This window comes from Ralstonia mannitolilytica (genome assembly GCF_905397375.1).
Lineage (GTDB): Bacteria > Pseudomonadota > Gammaproteobacteria > Burkholderiales > Burkholderiaceae > Ralstonia > Ralstonia mannitolilytica.
The window spans coordinates 1-18,886 of record NZ_CAJPVG010000022.1 but is presented as its reverse complement, the minus strand read 5'-3'; the positions used below and the strand labels follow the sequence as shown (position 1 = coordinate 18,886).

Annotated in this window: 19 protein-coding genes and 1 pseudogene; 5 read left to right on the top strand and 15 right to left on the bottom strand. The window is 65.3% G+C overall.

Annotated elements, in window-relative coordinates; all coding sequences use genetic code 11:
* Positions 1 to 170: 170 nt before the first annotated feature.
* From KHN96_RS22430 to KHN96_RS22420, 3 genes are all read right to left on the bottom strand, one after another.
* Complete coding sequence (locus tag KHN96_RS22430; RefSeq protein WP_045786600.1) at positions 171 to 863, bottom strand: glutathione binding-like protein; 693 nt, start codon at positions 861 to 863, stop codon at positions 171 to 173.
* A gap of 169 nt (positions 864 to 1,032) precedes the next feature.
* Positions 1,033 to 2,292: an acyl-CoA dehydrogenase family protein gene (locus KHN96_RS22425; RefSeq protein WP_062739617.1), complete on the bottom strand. Its 1,260-nt coding sequence runs from the start codon at positions 2,290 to 2,292 to the stop codon at positions 1,033 to 1,035.
* Positions 2,293 to 2,370: 78 nt separating this feature from the next.
* Complete coding sequence (locus KHN96_RS22420) at positions 2,371 to 2,811, bottom strand: PaaI family thioesterase (RefSeq protein ID WP_062739616.1); 441 nt, start codon at positions 2,809 to 2,811, stop codon at positions 2,371 to 2,373.
* Positions 2,812 to 2,878: 67 nt separating this feature from the next.
* On the opposite strand from KHN96_RS22420, the gene KHN96_RS22415 reads away from it, so the two are divergent.
* Positions 2,879 to 3,826, top strand: coding sequence for a LysR family transcriptional regulator (locus tag KHN96_RS22415; protein ID WP_045787836.1), 948 nt, complete (start codon positions 2,879 to 2,881; stop codon positions 3,824 to 3,826).
* Here KHN96_RS22415 and KHN96_RS22410 read toward each other — a convergent pair.
* Positions 3,754 to 4,722, bottom strand: coding sequence for a LysR family transcriptional regulator (locus KHN96_RS22410; protein WP_045786603.1), 969 nt, complete (start codon positions 4,720 to 4,722; stop codon positions 3,754 to 3,756). The genes KHN96_RS22415 and KHN96_RS22410 overlap by 73 nt on opposite strands.
* A gap of 107 nt (positions 4,723 to 4,829) precedes the next feature.
* On the opposite strand from KHN96_RS22410, the gene KHN96_RS22405 reads away from it, so the two are divergent.
* Positions 4,830 to 5,246, top strand: coding sequence for a VOC family protein (locus KHN96_RS22405; protein WP_062739615.1), 417 nt, complete (start codon positions 4,830 to 4,832; stop codon positions 5,244 to 5,246).
* Between the two features lie 8 nt (positions 5,247 to 5,254).
* Here the strand turns inward: KHN96_RS22405 and KHN96_RS22400 are convergent, their stop codons facing one another.
* The 4 genes from KHN96_RS22400 to KHN96_RS22385 are packed head-to-tail and all read right to left on the bottom strand — an operon-like array spanning position 5,255 to position 9,496.
* Entirely contained in the window at positions 5,255 to 6,343 is a 1,089-nt protein-coding gene (locus tag KHN96_RS22400) for a phosphotransferase (RefSeq protein WP_045786605.1), read from the bottom strand.
* Between the two features lie 38 nt (positions 6,344 to 6,381).
* Entirely contained in the window at positions 6,382 to 7,116 is a 735-nt protein-coding gene (locus tag KHN96_RS22395) for a histidine phosphatase family protein (protein WP_045786606.1), read from the bottom strand.
* Between the two features lie 2 nt (positions 7,117 to 7,118).
* The gene (locus tag KHN96_RS22390) at positions 7,119 to 7,898 is read right to left on the bottom strand and encodes an oxepin-CoA hydrolase, alternative type (RefSeq protein WP_045786607.1); all 780 of its coding nucleotides are present in this window, start codon (positions 7,896 to 7,898) and stop codon (positions 7,119 to 7,121) included.
* A 26-nt stretch (positions 7,899 to 7,924) separates the two neighbouring features.
* Positions 7,925 to 9,496 (bottom strand): 3-hydroxyacyl-CoA dehydrogenase, encoded by a 1,572-nt coding sequence (locus KHN96_RS22385; RefSeq protein ID WP_115043966.1) that lies wholly within the window; start codon positions 9,494 to 9,496, stop codon positions 7,925 to 7,927.
* A 50-nt stretch (positions 9,497 to 9,546) separates the two neighbouring features.
* On the opposite strand from KHN96_RS22385, the gene KHN96_RS22380 reads away from it, so the two are divergent.
* Positions 9,547 to 10,200, top strand: a complete 654-nt coding sequence (locus KHN96_RS22380) for a glutathione S-transferase (RefSeq protein ID WP_062739613.1) — start codon at positions 9,547 to 9,549, stop codon at positions 10,198 to 10,200.
* Between the two features lie 15 nt (positions 10,201 to 10,215).
* Here the strand turns inward: KHN96_RS22380 and KHN96_RS22375 are convergent, their stop codons facing one another.
* On the bottom strand, positions 10,216 to 11,412 hold the full coding sequence (locus tag KHN96_RS22375; RefSeq protein WP_062739612.1) for a pyridoxal phosphate-dependent aminotransferase: 1,197 nt from the start codon (positions 11,410 to 11,412) through the stop codon (positions 10,216 to 10,218).
* Positions 11,413 to 11,437: 25 nt separating this feature from the next.
* A complete protein-coding gene (locus KHN96_RS22370; protein ID WP_045786611.1) occupies positions 11,438 to 11,935 on the bottom strand; it encodes a putative toxin-antitoxin system toxin component, PIN family in 498 nt (165 codons plus the stop codon).
* A 37-nt stretch (positions 11,936 to 11,972) separates the two neighbouring features.
* Here KHN96_RS22370 and yaaA point away from each other — a divergent pair, with 37 nt between their 5' ends.
* Entirely contained in the window at positions 11,973 to 12,746 is a 774-nt protein-coding gene (gene yaaA, locus KHN96_RS22365; protein ID WP_045787837.1) for a peroxide stress protein YaaA, read from the top strand.
* A 14-nt stretch (positions 12,747 to 12,760) separates the two neighbouring features.
* A complete protein-coding gene (locus KHN96_RS22360; protein WP_115043964.1) occupies positions 12,761 to 13,906 on the top strand; it encodes a M14 family metallopeptidase in 1,146 nt (381 codons plus the stop codon).
* 39 nt (positions 13,907 to 13,945) lie between these two features.
* Here the strand turns inward: KHN96_RS22360 and KHN96_RS22355 are convergent, their stop codons facing one another.
* From KHN96_RS22355 to KHN96_RS22335, 5 genes and pseudogenes are all read right to left on the bottom strand, one after another.
* On the bottom strand, positions 13,946 to 14,782 hold the full coding sequence (locus KHN96_RS22355; protein WP_062739611.1) for a BspC domain-containing protein: 837 nt from the start codon (positions 14,780 to 14,782) through the stop codon (positions 13,946 to 13,948).
* A gap of 149 nt (positions 14,783 to 14,931) precedes the next feature.
* A complete protein-coding gene (locus KHN96_RS22350; RefSeq protein WP_045786614.1) occupies positions 14,932 to 16,509 on the bottom strand; it encodes an ABC transporter substrate-binding protein in 1,578 nt (525 codons plus the stop codon).
* A 152-nt stretch (positions 16,510 to 16,661) separates the two neighbouring features.
* A complete protein-coding gene (locus KHN96_RS22345; protein WP_062739610.1) occupies positions 16,662 to 17,873 on the bottom strand; it encodes a DUF2863 family protein in 1,212 nt (403 codons plus the stop codon).
* Between the two features lie 98 nt (positions 17,874 to 17,971).
* Positions 17,972 to 18,265 (bottom strand): hypothetical protein, encoded by a 294-nt coding sequence (locus KHN96_RS22340; protein WP_082063037.1) that lies wholly within the window; start codon positions 18,263 to 18,265, stop codon positions 17,972 to 17,974.
* Between the two features lie 147 nt (positions 18,266 to 18,412).
* Positions 18,413 to 18,886 (bottom strand): annotated as a pseudogene (locus KHN96_RS22335) (IS3 family transposase); the annotation flags it as partial.

Genomic DNA, 18,886 nt, shown 5'->3' with positions numbered 1-18,886 from the left:
GACAGCGTAAAAGCCAGACTGTAGTCCCGCTGCGTTCGCTTCTTTGCCCCTTGCATCTTGACTCTCCTTGCTCCACCAGGAAAAAGTGTCAACCTTATTCAGGACGGGTCAACAAAAACAAAAAAGGCCACCAAACAAGGCAGCCCTTCCAGCAAAAGGAAAACGCCAGATCAACGCCGCTCGTACTGCGTCGCCCCGAAGAGAATCTCCTTCGCTTTGTCGTCCTGCACAGCCGGCCGTTCCTTGGCGAGCACCTTCACCGCGCGCTGTACGGCGGGGCGTTCTTCAATCGCTTCAAACCAGCGCTGCAGCTTCGGATAATCCGACAGCTCGATCCCCTGGTTCTTCCAGCTGCGCAGCCACGGCCACGTCGCAATGTCGGCGATGGAGTAATCCGCGCCGCCGAGGAACTTCGATTCACCCAGGCGCTTGTCGATCACGCCATACAGCCGCTTGGCTTCGTTCGTATACCGATTGACCGCGTACTCGATCTTCTCGGGCGCGTAGATGCGGAAGTGGTGCGCCTGGCCGAGCATCGGGCCGACGCCGCCCATCTGGAACATCAGCCACTGCAGCACTTCGTATTTGCCGCGCACGTCGTCGGGCAGGAACTTGCCCGTCTTGCCGGCGAGGTACAGCAGGATCGCGCCCGATTCGAACAGCGAGATCGGTTTGCCGTCCGGGCCATCCTGATCGACGATGGCCGGGATCTTGTTGTTGGGGCTGATCTTGAGGAAGTCGGGTTTGAACTGGTCGCCGGCGCCGATGTTGATGCCGTGAACGCGGTAAGGCAGCTCGCATTCTTCCAGCATGATGTGCACTTTGTGCCCGTTGGGCGTGGCCCAGCTATAGACGTCGATCATCGAGTTCGCTCCTTGGCTTCTGACCGGGAAGAGAGGTGCGGGCCACCAGCAGCCCGCAAAGTGTTCCATTCCAGCACAGAACGCAGAAACGCGCAGACGCCGGGCAGCGGGCAAAAAAATCCCCGCTCAAGGCGGGGTTAAGGAGTGAACGGTACGGCCGTGCGGCGTATCAGGCGCCGCGCGTGACCGGCATGTCGACAACGTCCTTCAGGTGCAGATGCTTGGCCAGTTCCAGCTTGGCGATGGCGGCGCGGTGCACTTCGTCCGGGCCGTCGGCCAGGCGCAGCGTGCGCTGGTGTGCGTAGGCTGAGGCCAGCGGGAAGTCGCCCGACACGCCGCCGCCGCCGTGTGCCTGGATCGCCCAGTCGACGATCTGGCAGGCGATGTTCGGGGCCACGACCTTGATCATCGCGATCTCGGCCTTGGCGACCTTGTTGCCGACGGTGTCCATCATGTACGCGGCCTTGAGCGTCAGCAGGCGGGCCTGTTCGATCATGCAGCGGGCTTCGGCAATGCGTTCGTGCCAGACGCTGTGCTGCGCGATGGCCTTGCCGAATGCGATGCGGGAACTCAAGCGCTTGCACATCAGTTCGAGCGCGCGCTCGGCCACGCCGATGCTGCGCATGCAGTGGTGGATACGGCCCGGGCCGAGGCGGCCCTGCGCGATCTCGAAGCCGCGGCCTTCACCGAGCAGGATGTTGCCCACCGGCACGCGCACGTCTTTGAGGTCGACTTCCATGTGGCCGTGCGGTGCATCGTCGTAACCGAACACGCTCAGCGGGCGCATGACCGTGATGCCGGGCGTGTTGGCGGGCACCACGATCATCGATTGCTGCTCGTGGCGGCCGGCATCGGGGTTGGTCTTGCCCATGACGATGTAGACGGCGCAGCGCGGGTCGCCGGCGCCCGACGACCACCACTTGCGGCCGTTGATGACGTACTCGTCGCCTTGACGTTCGATGCGGCATTCGATGTTGGTGGCGTCCGACGAGGCCACGGCCGGCTCGGTCATCAGGAAGGCCGAGCGGATCTCGCCACGCAGCAGCGGCTCCAGCCAGCGGTCTTTCAGCTCTTCGGACGCGTAGCGCTCCAGCGTTTCCATGTTGCCGGTGTCGGGCGCGGAGCAGTTGAACACTTCCGGCGCCCAGGGCACCCGGCCCATGATTTCGCACAGCGGCGCGTATTCGAGGTTCGACAGGCCTTCGGGCGCGCGCGGCGAACGCGGCAGGAACAGGTTCCACAGCCCGGCCTTGCGTGCCAGCGGCTTGAGTTCTTCGATGAGCTTGGTCGGAATCCACGCGTTGCCGGCACGGCGGTTGGCTTCGATTTCTTCGTGGAAGCGGTGCTCGTTCGGGTAGATGTGCTGGTCGAAGAACTCGAGCAGGCGTGCCTGCATTTCCTTGACCTTGGGCGTGTAATCGAAATTCATGGTGTCTCCTCAGTACATCGAACAAGCGCCTCGAACGGGCAGCCATCAATCAGTTCAGACCAGACGCTCGGCTATGCGTCAGACACGCCCGCCGAGCACTGCAAACACGGCACTGGCGCGGGCAACCAACCGGTCGCCGCAGTGGAAAAGGGCCTGCGCAAAGGCCAGCTTGCTGCCCGTGCGCAACCCTTCCGGGGTGATCTCGATCCAGTCGCCTTCTCCGGCAGAGGCGATGAAATCCACCGTCAGGCTGGCTGTGGACATGGCCAGCGCGCCTCCGGTGCCTTCGCCGGGCTCTGCCAGGCAATACCCGAGCGCCGCGTCGGCCAGCGAGGCGACCACTCCGCCGTGCAGGATGCCGCGCCGGTTCAGGTGGTGTGCCAGCACATGAAAGCCCATCACCATCGACGGGCCCATGCCACGCGCATACACCGGCCCGAGCATCGTCAGGAAGGGGCTGGGCCTGGTCAGCGTTTCAAAGCCGGCGGGGACGGTGGGTGCGGACTGGGCAATCGTCATGCGCCCAGCATAAGCCTTGGCCTACAATAAGAAAAATGAATTTCGTGGATTGCCGTTCATCAATGTCATGCATATTTCCCGCGTCGACCTGAACCTGTTCGTGGTCTTCGATGCCATCTATACGGAAGGCGGCATCACTGCGGCCGCGCGTACGCTCAACCTGACGCAGCCGGCGGTCAGCCACGCGCTGGGCCGGCTGCGTGAGCTGTTCGACGACGCGCTGTTCGAGCGCCGCGGACAAGGCATGGTGCCGACGCCGCTGGCCCGCACGCTCATCGCCGAGGTTCGCACCGCGCTGCAGGGTTTCGAGCGCACCCTGCGCGAGGGCACGCGCTTCGATCCGGCCACCAGTGAACGCCGCTTCACGCTGTCGATGCGCGACGCGCTGGAGGCGACACTGCTGCCGCCGCTCATGGCGGCCATCGCCAAGGAGGCCCCGCGCATCGACCTGACGACCGTGCGTGGAGACCGCCGCCAGCTGGAGGCGGAGCTGCTGGCCGGGACGATCGACGCAGCGGCCGACATCCTGCTGCCCGCATCGCCCGCCATTCGGCATGCGCCGCTGCTGAACGATCCGATGGTGGTGCTGGCGCGCCCCGGCCACCCGGTCACGCAGGGGCCGCTCACGCTGGAGCGCTATCTGGCATGCGAGCACGTGCATGTGTCGTCACGGCGGCGCGGGGCGGGCCTTGAAGATGTGGAATTGCGCCGGCTGGGCCACGAGCGCCGTGTGCGGCTGCGCTGCCAGCACTATCCGGCTGCGTGCCGCGTGGTGAGCTGCACGGACCTGTTGGCCACGCTGCCGGTCCGGTATGCGCGCATTGCCAACGAGCCATATGGCAACGTCATGCTGCCGCTGCCGTTCAACGTGCCGCCGCTGGAGCTCTACCTGTACTGGCACACCAGCAGCGACCAGGACGCAGCCAGCCGCTGGCTACGCGATCATGTCTTCGCCGCGATGGCGGAAGTGGCCCTGGACGATGCCGTCGCCGCTTTTGCCGAGGGGAACGGATAACGCGCGCTGAATTCGGCAAAGCGCGCCGCGAGAAAATCGGCACAGGCGGTCAGCCGCGCCGGGCGATGGCGGCGCGCGAGGCTGACCAGCTGCAGTGGCGTGGGCGCGTGGCTCCAGGCCGGCAGCGCGACTTCCAGCCGGCCGGCGTACACGTCCTGTGCCACATCGAGCCACGATTTGAATGCGAGCCCGCGTCCGGCCACGGCCCAATCGCGCACGACGGCGCCGTCATCGCATTGAAAGTCGCCACGGACATCGACAGGAGCCGGGCCGCTTGCATGGGTGAGCTGCCAGCGCGTCACGGGCTCGCCGTTGCGCAGCATGATGAGGCAGCGGTGGTCGGCCAGATCACTGGGGTGCGCAGGACGGCCGTGCTGGTTGAAATACGAAGGCGCGCCGACGATCACGCGTGGATGCATCGCCATTGGCCGCCGCACCAGCGCCGAGTCCTGCAGATGCCCGTAGCGCAGCGCGAGGTCGAGGTCTTCGCGCATCAGGTCGGCAAGCCGGTCACCGAGCACGAGCGTGATGCGCACGCCAGGGTGTGCGTCGCAGAAGGCGTCGAGCCAAGGGCGCAGGATGTGCCGGCCCAGGTCGGATGTGGCCGCAATGCGGATCGGGCCGGAGAGCTCGGTGCGGTCCTGGCCGAGGCTTTCCGCGCCTTCGTCCAGTGCCTCCAGGGCTTGCCTGGCATACCCCAGATAGCGCTGACCGGCCTCGGTCGGGCGCATGCTGCGCGTGGTGCGTTCGAACAGGCGTGCGCCGAGTTCGGTTTCCACGCGCTTGAGCGCCGCGCTGGCGGTGGCGGGCAGCCAGCCAAGCTGCCGTGCTGCGGCGGACAGGTTGCCGGCATCAGCAATGCGCACCAGCAGGCGCAGGTCGTCGAGGGCGATCATTGTCAAAGCGCGTTTGGAGAATCGTCAAAGCATAGCCAGATTGTCTTGTTTTTGTTTGATGAAAGAATGGCCGCGATCGATTTACGGTCATTGCAAGGAGGCATCCCATGACAGCCGGCAGCGATTGGATATTCGACCACGTGAACTTTCACGTGGCGGGCCCAGGGTCGATCCATTCGCCCATCCTCAAGTTCTTCGAAGACGTGCTTGGCTGGAAGCCTGGGCCGCGCCCGGCGTTTCCGTTTCCCGGGGCGTGGCTGTACCAGGGCGACGATGCGCTGGTGCACCTCGTGGATCGTGAGGGCGATGCCCCCGAGATGGTGTTCTCGCACATCTGCTTCCGCACGCAGCAGGACGCATCGACGGTGCTCGCGAAGGTGCGCGCGAGCGGTCTGCCGTATCAGGTGCGCCGGCACCCGGAGCGCACCGCCGTACAGATCTTCGTGCAGATGCCCGGCGCGGTGATGCTGGAACTGGAAGCCCGCCAGTCCGGCCCGTTGGACGAGGCCCGCGGGTACGCCTGAGCCGTGCGTCAGGCGCCGGCCTGCTGGGCGTACTTCCACCCCAGCTCGGCCATCGGCCGGGCGCGCTTGCCGGCTTCGAGCGCCTGCGCGGAAGACGCCGTGCCGTCCACCACGCGCTTCATGATTCCCTGCAGGATGCCGGCAATGCGGAACATGTTGTAGGCGAGATAGAAGTTCCAGTCGCCGGTGATGCGGCGGCCGGTGCGTTGTTCGTATTGGCGGATGTAGTCGGCTTCTGTGGGGATGCCCAACGCGGCGAAGTCCAGCCCGGCCACGCCACGGAACTGCCCCGGCTCGATGTGCCAGCTCATGCAGTGGTAGCTGAAATCGGCCAGCGGGTGGCCCAGCGTGGACAGCTCCCAGTCGAGGATGGCCAGCACGCGCGGCTCGGTCGGGTGGAAGATCAGGTTGTCGAGCCGGTAGTCGCCGTGAACGATGCTGGTCACTTCCTGTGCCTCTTGCGGCACGTGGTGCGGCAGCCAGGCGATGAGGTTGTCCATCGCCGGAATCGACTCGGTTTCCGACAGCTTGTACTGCTTGCTCCAGCGTTCGATCTGGCGCGCGAAGTAGTTGCCTGGCTTGCCGTAATCCGCCAGGCCGATGGCGGCGTAGTCCACGGTGTGCAGCGCCGAGATGACGCGGTTCATCTCGTCATAGATGGCGGTGCGCTCGGCCGGCGCCATGCCGGGCAGGGCCTGGTCCCACAGCACGCGGCCCTGCACGAACTCCATGATGTAGAACGCCCGGCCGATCACGGCTTCGTCTTCGCACAGCGCGTACATCTTCGCGACGGGCACATCGGTCTTGGCGAGTGCGTCCATCACGCGGTATTCGCGCTCGATGGCATGTGCAGACGGCAGCAGCTTTGCTTTCGGCCCGGGCTTGGCGCGCATGACGTAGGTGCGCGACGGGGTGATCAGCTTGAAGGTGGGGTTCGACTGGCCGCCCTTGAATTGCTCGACGCTGAGCGGGCCGGTAAAACCCTGCACATGTTCGCGCATCCACGCTTCGAGCGCGCCGACGTCGAACTTCTGCTGTTCCGCCACCGGGCGTGTGCCTTCGAAGGCCGAGAAATCCTGCTGCTCCGTTTGTGCCATGGGTGTGTCTCCGAATCTTGTTGTGTGTCGAGGAAAGATCAGGTCGGCTGGCGATGGCGCAGGTACTGCTGTAGCAGTACCTCCATCGTCGTCAGCCGCGAGCCGAGGTGTGCGGGCGAGGGCGGCGAGAAATTGCTCATGCGCAGCACCCAGTCGGTTGGGGCGTCGCCCACGTCGAGCACGTTGATGCAGCCGGCGGTCTGCGCGAGGTTGCCGAAGAACACCCGCTCGCCGCCCGTGATGGCATGCGAGAGGATCGCGCGGTTGGTGCCGCCGTGGAGCACGAGCAGGATGGTGTCCCAGTCGGGCAGGGCACGCAGGCGTGCGATGGCCGGGATCACGCGGTCGAGGAATTCACCGACGCTTTCGCCGTTCAGGAAGCGACGGTCTTCATGCACCGTGCCTTCAAACGCACCGATGAAGGCTTGCGCGACTTCATGTTCGGGAATCTCCGCCAGCTTGCCGCCGCGGATTTCCTGCAGCTCGGGCCATGCCTCCAGCGCGATGCCGCGTTCCTGCATCGCGGGCATCTCGGCCAGCACGCGCTGCGCGGTCTCCACGGTGCGCGGCAGGCCGCTGACGATCACGCGGTCGAAGACGATGTTCTCCGCGGCAAGGATCTTCCCCGCAGCGGTGGCCTGGCTGCGGCCGAGTTCGTTGAGCGGTACGGCCTCGGGCGAGGGCACGGGGCGGCCGGTCTCATCGAAGTACGTCACGGCGCCATGGCGCATCAGATAGACGCGCCGGCGCTTGGGCGTCGGGAAGGGGACCATGCTCAGCGATATTGTGGTTTGCGCTTCTGCAGGAAGGCGGAGATACCTTCGTTGCCATCGGTGTGATGCAGTGCTTCGACAAAGCTGTGCTGCTCGGCTCTCAGGTGGTCGTGCAGCGAGGCGTCTTCCGCATTGGCGATCAGGCCCTTGATGCGACCGACCGCATGCGGCGATTGCGCAGCAAGCTTCTCGGCCAGCACCAGGGCATGGTCGAGCGCCTCGCCGGGTTTGACGACTTCATTGATGATGCCGAAATGCGCGAGCCGTTCCGCGGTCACGGGCTTGCCGAGCATCATGATCTCGCTCGCCAGCGGGCGCGGCAGGAAGCGCGCGATATGCCAGGAGCCTCCGCCATCCGGCGTGAGCGCCACGTTCACATAGGCCATCACGAACTTCGCGTCTGACGCGGCCACCGCAAAGTCGCACGCCAGCACGAGCGAAAAACCCGCGCCCGCTGCCGGGCCTTCCACCGCGGCAATCACCGGCTTCGGGAACGTGCGGATCGTCTCGATCCAGTGGTTGAGTGCGTCGATGCCTTCTTCCTGCACGCTCTTCGGCTTGCTGCGGTTTTCCAGCAGGCGGTTCAGGTTGCCGCCCGCGCAGAACGCGTTGCCCGCGCCGGTAAAGATGATGGCGCGGATCTCGTTGTCGTTGGCGGCGCGGTCCATCGCCTCCATCGACGTGGTGTACATCACCGGGTCGAGCGCGTTGCGCGCGTCGGGATTGGACAACGTCAGCACCAGCGTCGAGCCGATGCGCTTGGAGAGCAATTGCGCGGTCATGGTGGCCTCGTGAGGGTAAGCGGCAATCAGGCGTCAGGCGTAAGCAGCGACATGCCCAGACGCGCACGACGCAACAGCCACGGGCTCGGGCGGTAACGCGGGTCGCCGTAGAGCGTGTAGAGGTTCTGCAGCACCTCCAGGATGGCGGTCGTGCCGAGCGTGTCCCCCAGCGCCAGCGGCCCTTGGGGGTAGCCCAGGCCCAGCGTGACGGCGAGGTCGATGTCGCCCGGCGTGGCAATGCGCTGCTGCGCAATGTCGCACGCAATGTTGACGATGCACGCGACGATGCGTTGTGCGACAAAGCCGCCCGAATCGCGGATCACCGTGACGGGGACGCCGTCGGAAGCCAGCAGGCCGTGCGCGGCATCGCGGTACGCCGCATCGGTGGCGGGCGTGGTCATGAGCGTGCGGCGCTTGGCGGCGGCAAACGGGTAGAGCGTGTCGAGCGCCACGGTGCGCCGTGCGTCGAGCCCTTCGGCCGCCACGCATGCCGTGGCATCGAGGCCGCGCGGCGTGGCGATGATGAGGGCATCGGCTGAAGGTTTGGCACCAGCCTCGGGCGTGACGCCAAGGTCCAGCATCAGGCGTTGCGCGGCGGCGTGGCCGGCCTCGTGCGCGCGGCTGATCCAGACGGAAGACGGGCGCGCAGCCGGCGCGGGCGCTTCGGCAGGCACCTGCTTCTGCCCGTCGGGATATCGGTAGAAGCCTTCGCCGGTCTTGCGGCCGAGGATGCCGCCCGCCAAGCGCACGGCGGTCATCTGCGACGGCCGATAACGCGGTTCGTCATAGAATTGGCGATAGACCGATTCCATCACGGGGTGCGAAACGTCGAGCCCCGTCAGGTCCATCAGCTCGAACGGCCCCATGCGAAAGCCGGCTTGCTCGCGCATGATGGCGTCGATGTCGGCAAAGCCGGCCACACTTTCCTGGGCGATGCGCAGGCCCTCGGTGTTCATGCCGCGGCCGGCGTGGTTGACGATGAAGCCGGGCATGTCGATGCAGCGCACGGCCGTGTGGCCCATGCGCTTGGCCAGCGCGGCGAGGGCATCGCCGGTGGCGGGTGCGCTGCGCAGGCCGGCGATCACTTCCACCACCTTCATCAGCGGCACGGGATTGAAGAAGTGGAACCCCGCCACGCGCTCCGGGTGCTTGCATGCCGCGGCAATCGCGGTGATGGACAGCGAAGACGTGTTTGATGCCAGGATCGCGTCCGGGCGCACGATGTCTTCAAGCTGGCGGAACAGGTCACGCTTGACGTCGAGCTTCTCGACGATGGCCTCGACCACGAGATCGCAGTCGGCCAGATCAGTGAGGGCGGCGGCGGGAACGAGCCGCGCGACGGTGGCGTCGGCTTCCTCCGGCGTCATCTTTCCTTTGGCGGCCAGCTTGGCGAGCGTATCCGCCAGTGCCGTACGCGCCGCTTCCACGGCTTGCGGGTTGGCGTCGAACAGCTTGACGCGCAACCCGGCCTGGGCCGCGATCTGCGCAATGCCACGGCCCATGGCGCCGGTGCCCACAATCCCGAGAGTCTGCATGGAAAACCTGCTGCGATCGAAAGAAGTCTGGCTAAAATAGCACGAGCGTGCGATTTTTGGCATCCGCGCCAACCATGACAGGCCGCACCCATCCACCAAGGAGACTGCTTCACATGCTGACGCTATACGGTTTTTCTGCGAGCAACTACTACAACAAGGTCAAGCTCGCGCTGATGGAGAAGGGCCTCCCGTTCGAGGAATCGCTGCGTTGGCCGGACCAGACCGACGGCGAGATCTCGCCGCTGCACAAGGTGCCGTACCTGGTGGGCGAAGACGGGGGCCTGTGCGAATCGCAGGTCATCATCGACTATCTGGAATCGCGCTATCCGCAGCGCCCGCTGATTCCGGCAGACCCGTTCAAGGCGGCCAAGGTGCGCGAGGTCGTCACCTTCCTCGAGCTGCACCTGGAGTTGGTCGCGCGACAGCTGTATCCCGAAGCGTTCTTCGGCGGCAAGATCAGCGACAACCTGAAGGCGAAAACGCGCGAACAGCTGCAGAAGAACATTCCGGCGGCGGCCAAGCTGTTCAAGTTCGCGCCGTATGTGGCGGGCGACACGTTCACCATTGCCGACTGCGCGGCCATCGTGCATTTCCCGCTGGTGAGCTCCGCCTGCAAGATCATCTACGGCGAAGACCTCCTCGCGCAGATCGAAGGCGTGAAGCCGTACCTGGCGAAGATGACCGAGAACCCGAATGTGCAGAAGGTCAACGCAGACCGCAAGGTCAACACGGAGCAGATGCTGGCGTATTACGCCAGCAAGCGTTGAATGCCCGTTGCGGCGTTACACCTTCGATAGACGCTCCAGCGCCAGTTGGAGCGTTTCGTCTTTCTTGGCAAAGCAAAACCGCACTACGCCTGATTCGTGCGGCTGCGAATAGAACGCCGACACGGGGATCGCCGCCACGCCAATCTCGCTCGTCAGCCACGTGGCGAACTCTGCTTCCGGCAGAGCGGAGATGGCACTGTAGTCCACGCACTGGAAATACGTGCCCTGGCATGGCAGCAGCTTGAATCGCGTCTTCGCAAGACCCGCACGGAACAGGTCGCGCTTGTGCTGGTAGAACGCGGGCAGCTCCAGATACGGCCGCGGATCGGCCATGTAGGTCGCCAACCCGTGCTGCACCGGCGTGTTGATAGTGAACACGTTGAACTGATGCACCTTGCGGAACTCCGCCATGAGTGCGGCCGGCGCGGCCACGTAGCCAACCTTCCAGCCCGTCACGTGATACGTCTTGCCGAAGCTCGACACCACGAAAGCGCGACGCGCCAGCTCCGGAATGCGCGCCACCGATGCATGCGGCACGCCGTCGTACACCATGTGCTCGTACACCTCGTCGGAGAGCAGCAGCACGTTGGTCGGGGCGAGGATTTCCGCCAGCTTCTGCATATCGTCCGCATGCCACACAGTGCCTGTCGGATTGTGCGGCGTGTTCAGCATGATCAGGCGCGTGCGCGGTGTGATCGCAGCGGCCAGCGTGTCGAACGGGATGCGGAAGTCCGGCGCGTTCAGCGTGATGGGCACGACCTTGCCGCCCGCCAGCTCGATCGACGGGATGTAACTGTCGTATGTCGGCTCGAACACGATGACTTCATCGCCGGGATGCACGCAGCACAGCACGGTCGTCAGCAGCGCCTGCGTGGCGCCCGCGGTGATGGTGATCTCGCGGTCGGCATCGTACGCGTGGCCGTAGAGCTTGGCGACCTTCGCGGCGATGGCCTGACGCAATGCGGGCACGCCCGTCATCGGCGGGTATTGGTTCAGGCCCGCGCGCATCGCATCGGACACCGCATCGACGATGCGCGGGTCGCAGTCGAAATCCGGGAAGCCCTGGCCGAGGTTGACGGCCTGCTTTTCAGCAGCCAGCGCCGACATCACGGTGAAGATGGTCGTGCCGACATTCGGCAGCCGCGAGGGCAGTGGGGGAAGGGACGCGATGGGCGCGGGCGTTTCAGCGGGGCGTGCGGCAGCGGTGGTCATGACTTCAGCTTGAGCGAGGACTGTCTTACAACTGGACTTCCGAAACAAACTGCTTGGGCGGGAGCACCGCCACGTCGCAATATTTGGCCATGCGCCGCTTGAGCTTGAGCACGGCCTTGTCCTTGGAGACCAGATACGTGGCGCTTGCGGCATCGGCCAGCGCGAGGAATTTCTGGTCGTCGCGATCCTTGCAGCGCGGCACGAACGTTTCGCCGTTTGCGCGGGCCGCTTCCTCTGGGTCTGCCACCGGGCGCGTGACGCGATCGACCCAGGCCAGCGCGGCCTGCGCATCGACGGCGTAGTGCGCGAATTGCGGATAGCCGAGCACGCGTCGCAGTTCCTCGCGGCAGGCCGGGCTGATGATGGCGTCCAGGCGGCCTGCCTCCAGCGCCGCGCGAATGGGGCGCGCAACCGCATCGTCGAAGACGAGAATGTCGACCCAGATGTTGGAGTCCAGCACCACGCGCGGCGCGGCGCAGGGGCGGGCGGGGGCCGAAGGAGCGAGGGCGGCAGCGTCTGCCATTCGATACAATTCAAGACTTGTGAACCGCGATTCTGACATGATCATCGTCCTCTCGCCGGCCAAGTCGCTCGACTACGAGACGCCGCCGCGCATCAAGACCCACACGCTGCCCGATTTCATCGCGCGCTCCGCAGAACTCATCGAAGTGCTTCGCAAGCTGTCGCCCGCCCAGATCGGCACGCTGATGCACATTTCCGACCCGCTGGCCGTGCTCAACGCCACGCGCTATGCCGATTGGTCGCCAGAATTCACCGCCGAGAACAGCAAGCAGGCCGCGCTGGCCTTCGATGGCGACGTGTACGGCGGGCTCGATGCGAATTCGCTGTCGGCCGACGATCTGCAATTTGCGCAGAAGCATCTGCGAATCCTCTCCGGCCTGTATGGCGTGCTGCGCCCGCTCGACTGGATGCAGCCATACCGCCTCGAAATGGGCACGCGCCTGGCCAACCCGCGCGGCAAGGACCTCTACGCTTTCTGGGGCGACGACGTGACGCTCGCCCTCAACGAGCTGTTCAAGGCCGACGACGATCCCGTGCTCGTCAATCTCGCGTCGGAAGAGTATTTCAAGGTGGTGCGGCCCAAGGTGCTCAAGGCGCGCATCGTCACGCCGGTGTTTGAGGACTGGAAGAACGGCCAGTACAAGATCATCTCGTTCTACGCAAAGCGCGCGCGCGGCCTGATGGCGCGTTACGCGATCGAGCACCGCATCACCGATCCGCGCAAGCTCAAGGCGTTCGACGTCGACGGCTATGCCTTTGCCACTGCCGATTCCGACGACGAGCGCTGGGTCTTCCGCCGCAAGCCCACCTGATGACAGGATCCGACATGACTGCCAATCAACCGTACATTTCCAGCGTATTCGACAGCGGCGCCATCGAAATCGTCGATGTCGCCCGCGCCGATGCCATCCGCCTGCGCATTCGCCGCGATTCGCACGCGGATTTCACGCAGTGGTTCCACTTCCGCCTGCAGGGCGTGCAGGGCCAGGCGTGCCAGCTCGCGTTCGAAAATGCGGGCGAATGCACCTATGCGGCGGGTTGGAAGGACTACCAGGCCGTCGCCTCATACGACCGCGAACACTGGTTCCGCGTGCCGACGCGCTATGACGGCAGGACCATGACCATCGAGGTGACGCCCGAGCACGACAGCATCTGGTTTGCCTACTTCGAGCCGTATTCCGATGAGCGTCACCTGTCGCTGGTGGCAGCGGCGCAAACGAAGCCCGGCGTGCGCACGCAGCGCCTGGGCAGCACGGTGCAAGGTCGTGACATGACGTGCATCACCGTCGGCGAGCCAGCGCCCGGCAAGAAGAACGTGTGCATCATCGCCCGCCAGCATCCCGGCGAGACGATGGCCGAGTGGTTCGTGGAAGGTCTGGTCGCCCGCCTCACGCGGCAGGGCGTATGGGGCGGGGATTCAGTGGGCCGACTGCTCACCGAGCGCGCCGTGTTTCACATCGTGCCGAACATGAACCCTGACGGGTCGGCGCTGGGCAACCTGCGCACCAACGCGGCCGGCGCCAACCTGAATCGGGAGTGGATGGAGCCCGACGCCGAGCGCAGTCCTGAAGTCCTGTGCGTGCGCCGGGCCATCGAGGAGACCGGCGTCGACCTGTTCTTCGATATCCACGGCGACGAGGCGCTGCCCTACGTATTCGTGGCTGGCAGTGAAATGCTGCCGGGCTTCACCGATGCCCAGCGTGCCGACCAGGACCGCTTTGTCGCAGCGTTCCTGCGCGCGTCGCCCGACTTCCAGACGCAATACGGCTACGAGGCGAGCAAGTACAACGAAGACGCGCTCAAGCTCGCCTCCAAGTACATCGGCCACACGTACCGGTGCCTGGCGCTGACGCTCGAAATGCCGTTCAAGGACAACGCCAACCTGCCCGACGCGCGCGTCGGCTGGAACGGCGCCCGCAGCGCCGCGTTGGGCGCGGCCATGCTGCAGGCCATCCTCGAATATCTGGGCTGAAGACCAGCGCGGCGCCGCCAGGTGGGCGGCGCGACGCGCTTAGTTGGACGACTTCTTCTTCGTCGTTTTCTTGGCAGCCGACTTGGCAGTGGACTTCGTGGCCGTGGTCGACTTGGTCTTGGCTGTGCTGCCCTTGGTGGCCTTGACCGAGGACTTTGCCGCGCCCTTGCCCTTGGCGGCAGACTTGCCGTGCGACACGGCAGCGTTCGTGCAGCGGTGCCCGCGACGGCAGTGGGTGCGCACCGTCGTGGACGACGGTGCGGCCGCCGGGGCGGCAAACGGCTGGCCATTCGCATCGAGCAGCTCGTACGCGAGCATCATGCCTTCGTCGTAGCCGCAGCGGACTTTGACCGGCTCCCACTGGTCGCTGCCCGTGCCGCGCTTGTGGACGGCGGCGCTGAAGCTCACGACGCTGGAGACCTTGATCGCGCCTTGCTTGCTCGACGAGAAGCGCGAGTCCCACGGTTCAACCTTGGCCTGCCCTTCGGACAGGGCGCCGGTCGGCAGGCGGAACTGGTCGAAGTTCGTCGAGCGCGGGATGATCCAGCTCGCGTGTGCGGCACAGTCGGCCACATCGGGGCGGGCGTTCTCGGATTTGATTAATCGGTCGCGGGTCTGCGCGCGGTATTCGGACAAGCTGATCTTGTCCTTGGGCGGCAGGTTCACTGTGGTGGTGGTCTCGCTGTCAGAGGCGTCGAAGACGATGGGCGGCGTGGTGCGTGCGGGCTGCGGGGCCGGCTTGGCTTGCACGGCCGGTGTGCTCGGCGTCGCGGTGGCGGTCGCCTGTGCCGACGTGTCGGTCGGTTCGGTCTGCAGGTTGGAGCAGGCGGCCAGCAGGGCGACGACGCCGAGACAGAGTAGTTTGGGTCGCAACATCTCGAGTGTTACAGGGTGTCGGCATGGAAAAACGCCATGATAGAGGAAAGCCCGGGACGAAAGTTCCTGCGGCTTACCCGAATGCGCTCCAGTGCGGCATTCGAGGCGATTTAGCTGTAACAGCGCGTTACGACGTTGCGCTGCCCCCATCACTGCTTGGTGAACAGCCACGCGAGCGACCACTCATCGGTGCGCGCCTCATACCGGATGCCCTTGCGCATTGCCCACGTGGCCAACTGGTGGTGCGACGGGATGATCGCGTAGTCCTGCTGTGCGAAGCGCGTGGCGGTCTTGGCGGCTTGCTCGTGCGCCTGCTCGCTCGACACGGTGGACAGCGACGCCTGCACCAGCTTGTCCAGTTCCGGATTGCTGTAGCGGCCCCAGTTCCACGACCCGTAACCGGTCTGGGGATTTGGCGTGCCGAGAATGCTGCGCAGCGCCACATCCGCCGCCACCGAACCCCAGCCGAGCATCATGAAGGAGAACTCGCCCTGGCGCGCGCGTGAGAAGTACACCGCCACCGGCAGGGTCTCGACCTTGGTCTGGATGCCGATGCGCGTGAGCAGCTGGGCGGTGGTCTGTGCGACCTGTGCGTCGTTCAGATAGCGGTTGTTGGTGGCGTGCAGCGTGAGCCCGAAGCCGTCGGGGTAGCCGGCCTCGGCGAGCAGCTTCTTCGCGCGGTCCGGGTCGTATGCAATCGGTTTGCCTCCCGGGTGGCCGAAGATCTGCGGCGACACAATGCTGGACGCCACCACGCCCTGGCCCTCCAGCACGCGGCTGACGATGGCATCGCGATTGATGGCCAGCGCCACCGCTTCCCGCACGCGGTGGTCCTTGAACGGGTTCTTCGTCAGCGGCTTGCCGGCCTTGTCCGTCACGAACGGCGAGACGTCGCGGCCCTGGTCCATCTGCCAGAAGATGGTACGCCACGACACCTGCTGCTCGAGGTGGAAGTTCGGGTTCTGCTTGATGCGCGGCACGTCGGCAGCGGGCACGGCCTCGACGACATCCACGTCCCCGGAAAGCAGGGCAGCCGTGCGCGCAGCGTTGTCGGTGATGATCTTGAAGGTGACCTTGTCCCACTGCGGCGCGCGGCCCCAGTAGTGCGGGTTCTTCTTCAGCACGATTTCCTGCCCGCGCGTGAAGTGATCGAACAGGAACGGCCCCGTGCCGATCATCGCGCGGCCGGCGTCAAAGTCCGCCTGCGAAGCATTGGCCACCCTCTTGGGAAGGATCGGCAGGCTGTTGAGGTCGTTCGGGATGCTCGCGTAATTCGGAATCGACACCTTCAGCCGCACCGTGAGCGGATCGACGATCTGCACGTCGGTGATCGACTTCGTATAGCTGGTGAACGGGCCCGGGCTGTTGGTCAGGCGTGCCGGCCGTTCGATCGAGGCTTTCACGTCTTCGCCGGTGAAGGGCGTGCCGTCGCTCCACTTCACGTTGGGGCGCAGCTTGATCTCCCACGTGTTGGCGTCGATGGGCTTCCACGACGTGGCCAGGCCCGGCGTGTAGCGGCCGTTCTTGTCCAGGAAGACCAGCGACTCGAAGACGTGCAGCGCCATCGCGTTGTTCGGGCCTGCATTGTTCCACTGCGGGTCCATGGACGTCACGTCGGCGGACAGGCCGATGCGCAGATCGTCGGCCAGGGCGGCAGCGGCGTTGCCAGCCAGTGCGCATGCGGCCAGGCCGCGGATCAGGGCGCGAATGAAGGGGCGATGGGCCATCGGGGAGCTCCTCGGGTTCGGGCGGTGATGCCAGGTGGCGGGTTCGTCATTGTGCCGCAGGCCGCGCAAGCGCGTGCTGCGCAATCCGACAAATCATATGAGCCGGCGTGGCGTAAAAAAAGCCACCCGGAGGTGGCTTGCTTGCATCGGCTTCAGTGGAACAGCGGCTGCTGCGTCGGTGCGTCTTCGGGCATCTCTGCGTGGACGATCTCGGCCGCGCGGTCTGCATAGAGCGGGGCGCCGCAGTCTTCGCAGTATTCGGGCTCGAAGAGCTGGCCGTGGCGGAAGATGTCTTCAATGCCGCATGCGCGCAGTTCGTCGCAGATCTGCTCAAGGGGGCTGCCCGGTTCGCCCTCTGCAGTCAGGTCGGTCGCACCGCCATCGCGGCCATAGACGGGCCAGACAATGCCGTAGATGAGGTCTTTCTCGCCGCGCACGGTGAAGGCCACGCGGTATTCCTCGATCTGCTCCTCGCCAAATGCGCCGATGATCGCACCGAAGCGGTTGGCCGGCATGTCGAGCGCGCCCTGCAGGTAGTTGACCGCGGCGCGCACCGTGAGCGGGCGGATGCGCTTGTCGGATTCGCGGCACGACAGGAAGAACGCATCCGGCAGCAGCAGCTCGAACTCGCAGCCGGGCATCAGGGTGGAGACGGTCGGCGTGACTTGCTGGCGCCATTGCTCGAGGCATGCGGAGCGCTCGGCGTGGTGTTCCTTGGCGTCTTCCTGCCAGCGGAACAGCGGCTGGCCGTGCTGCGCCACGACGATGGCCAGCAGATAGCGCGGGTCTGCAAGGATCGGTGCGGTTTCGGGCATGTCGCGCAGATCGACCTTGGGCGGCTGACCCGACAGCGCATAGGCGGTCAGTTTGTGCGTCAGCGCAAAGGTATCGGAATGCGTGCGCGGCAGCTGGTCGATGCTGTACAGGTAGGGCGCCAGCGCCACGCGGGCGTTCGACGCCATCACGTGCGCCTGGAGGTGCACCTGCAGGGTCTGCGCCAGTTCCGGCTTGATGGCGCCGGAGGGAATGACGTAGCGCGTATGCGCGAGGATGGGCGCCGCGATGAGCAGCGCGTCATACTCGACGCCGCCTGAGCTCACGACCGCCGATTCGGCCAACGTTTCGGCCTGCTCGGCCAGCACGTCGGAAGCCTCTTCGTTGTGCTTGAAAAGATGATCGAGTGCGGCGTCGAGCGCCGTCTGGCTGCCGTTCTTGAGCAGCCGCGAAAGACGTTCGGACAGCCGTTGTTCCCAATACACGTCTTCGATGCGACTGCCCGATGCGTCGAGCGCGAGCGCGTCGGCCACAAGCCGTTCTGCATCGGGGGAAAGACGTTGGGGGGCCTTGGAGCGGAATCCTGCCATGCTGTGCCGTACCGGTCGTTGGAAGAATGAAGGGGCATTATTTTACCCTCGGACGCCACCGTACGATGCCTATCGGTGAAACCCTTACGACGAAAACGTCAGGGTTTGGCGGTGGGTACCGAGGCGCCAGCTGCGACGTTGCCGCTCGCTGCGGGCGCCGAAGCGGCGGCCGGCTCCGAGGCAGCCGGCGTACTTGCCGGTGCTGCCGGTGCTGCCGGTGCTTCGGCCGCGGATGCAGCGGGGGGCGCCAGGGGCGGCGGCGCTGGGACAGGGGCAACTGCTACGGCGGGCGCGGCCGCAGCCGGTGTCTGCGCGTCGGTCTGGGGGGCCTTGAACAGGATATAGAAGACGGCGGCTGCCACGACGATGAGGGCAAGTACCACTTGGGCCATGGGTGCGGGACTCCAGCAGGGAAACGGTCAGGCGGCGGAGGGCGCCTCGGCGCCGCGGGGCAATCATGCCGCGCGGCCTAATCGGCACACTGTACCAAAGCATGCGCGCCGGGTGGGACATCGTCACCTTGTTTGATAGGCCAATGTCTAGTCCTGATATAGGTTGACACTCAGTTCAGCCACTAGACGCCCGATGCACCGCATCGGGCGTTTTGTATTTCAGGGCCTGATGCGGCCGCTCATGGTTGTAGATGTGCACGGACTGGGCCACTATGCGCTCGGCCTGCTGCAGATCGGCGGGGCGGCTGAGCAAGGACTGGCCCTTGAGGATTCCATTGACCCGCTCGGCCAGGGCGTTCTGACAGCAGTCGTAGCCGTCGGTCATCGAGCATGTCAGGCCGTGCCGTTTGTGGATGCGCTGATACTCGCTTGAGCAATATTGGATGCCGCGATCCGAGTGGTGCACCAGCTGCTGCTTGGTCTGGCGCGTCTTGAGCGCCATCTTCAGTGCTCGGCTGACCGACTCGGCATGCAGGCTCTCGTGCACGTGGTAGCCGACGATCTTGCGTGAGTACGCGTCCGTCACCAGGCTCAGGTACGCGCAGCGTCCTGCAGTCGGCA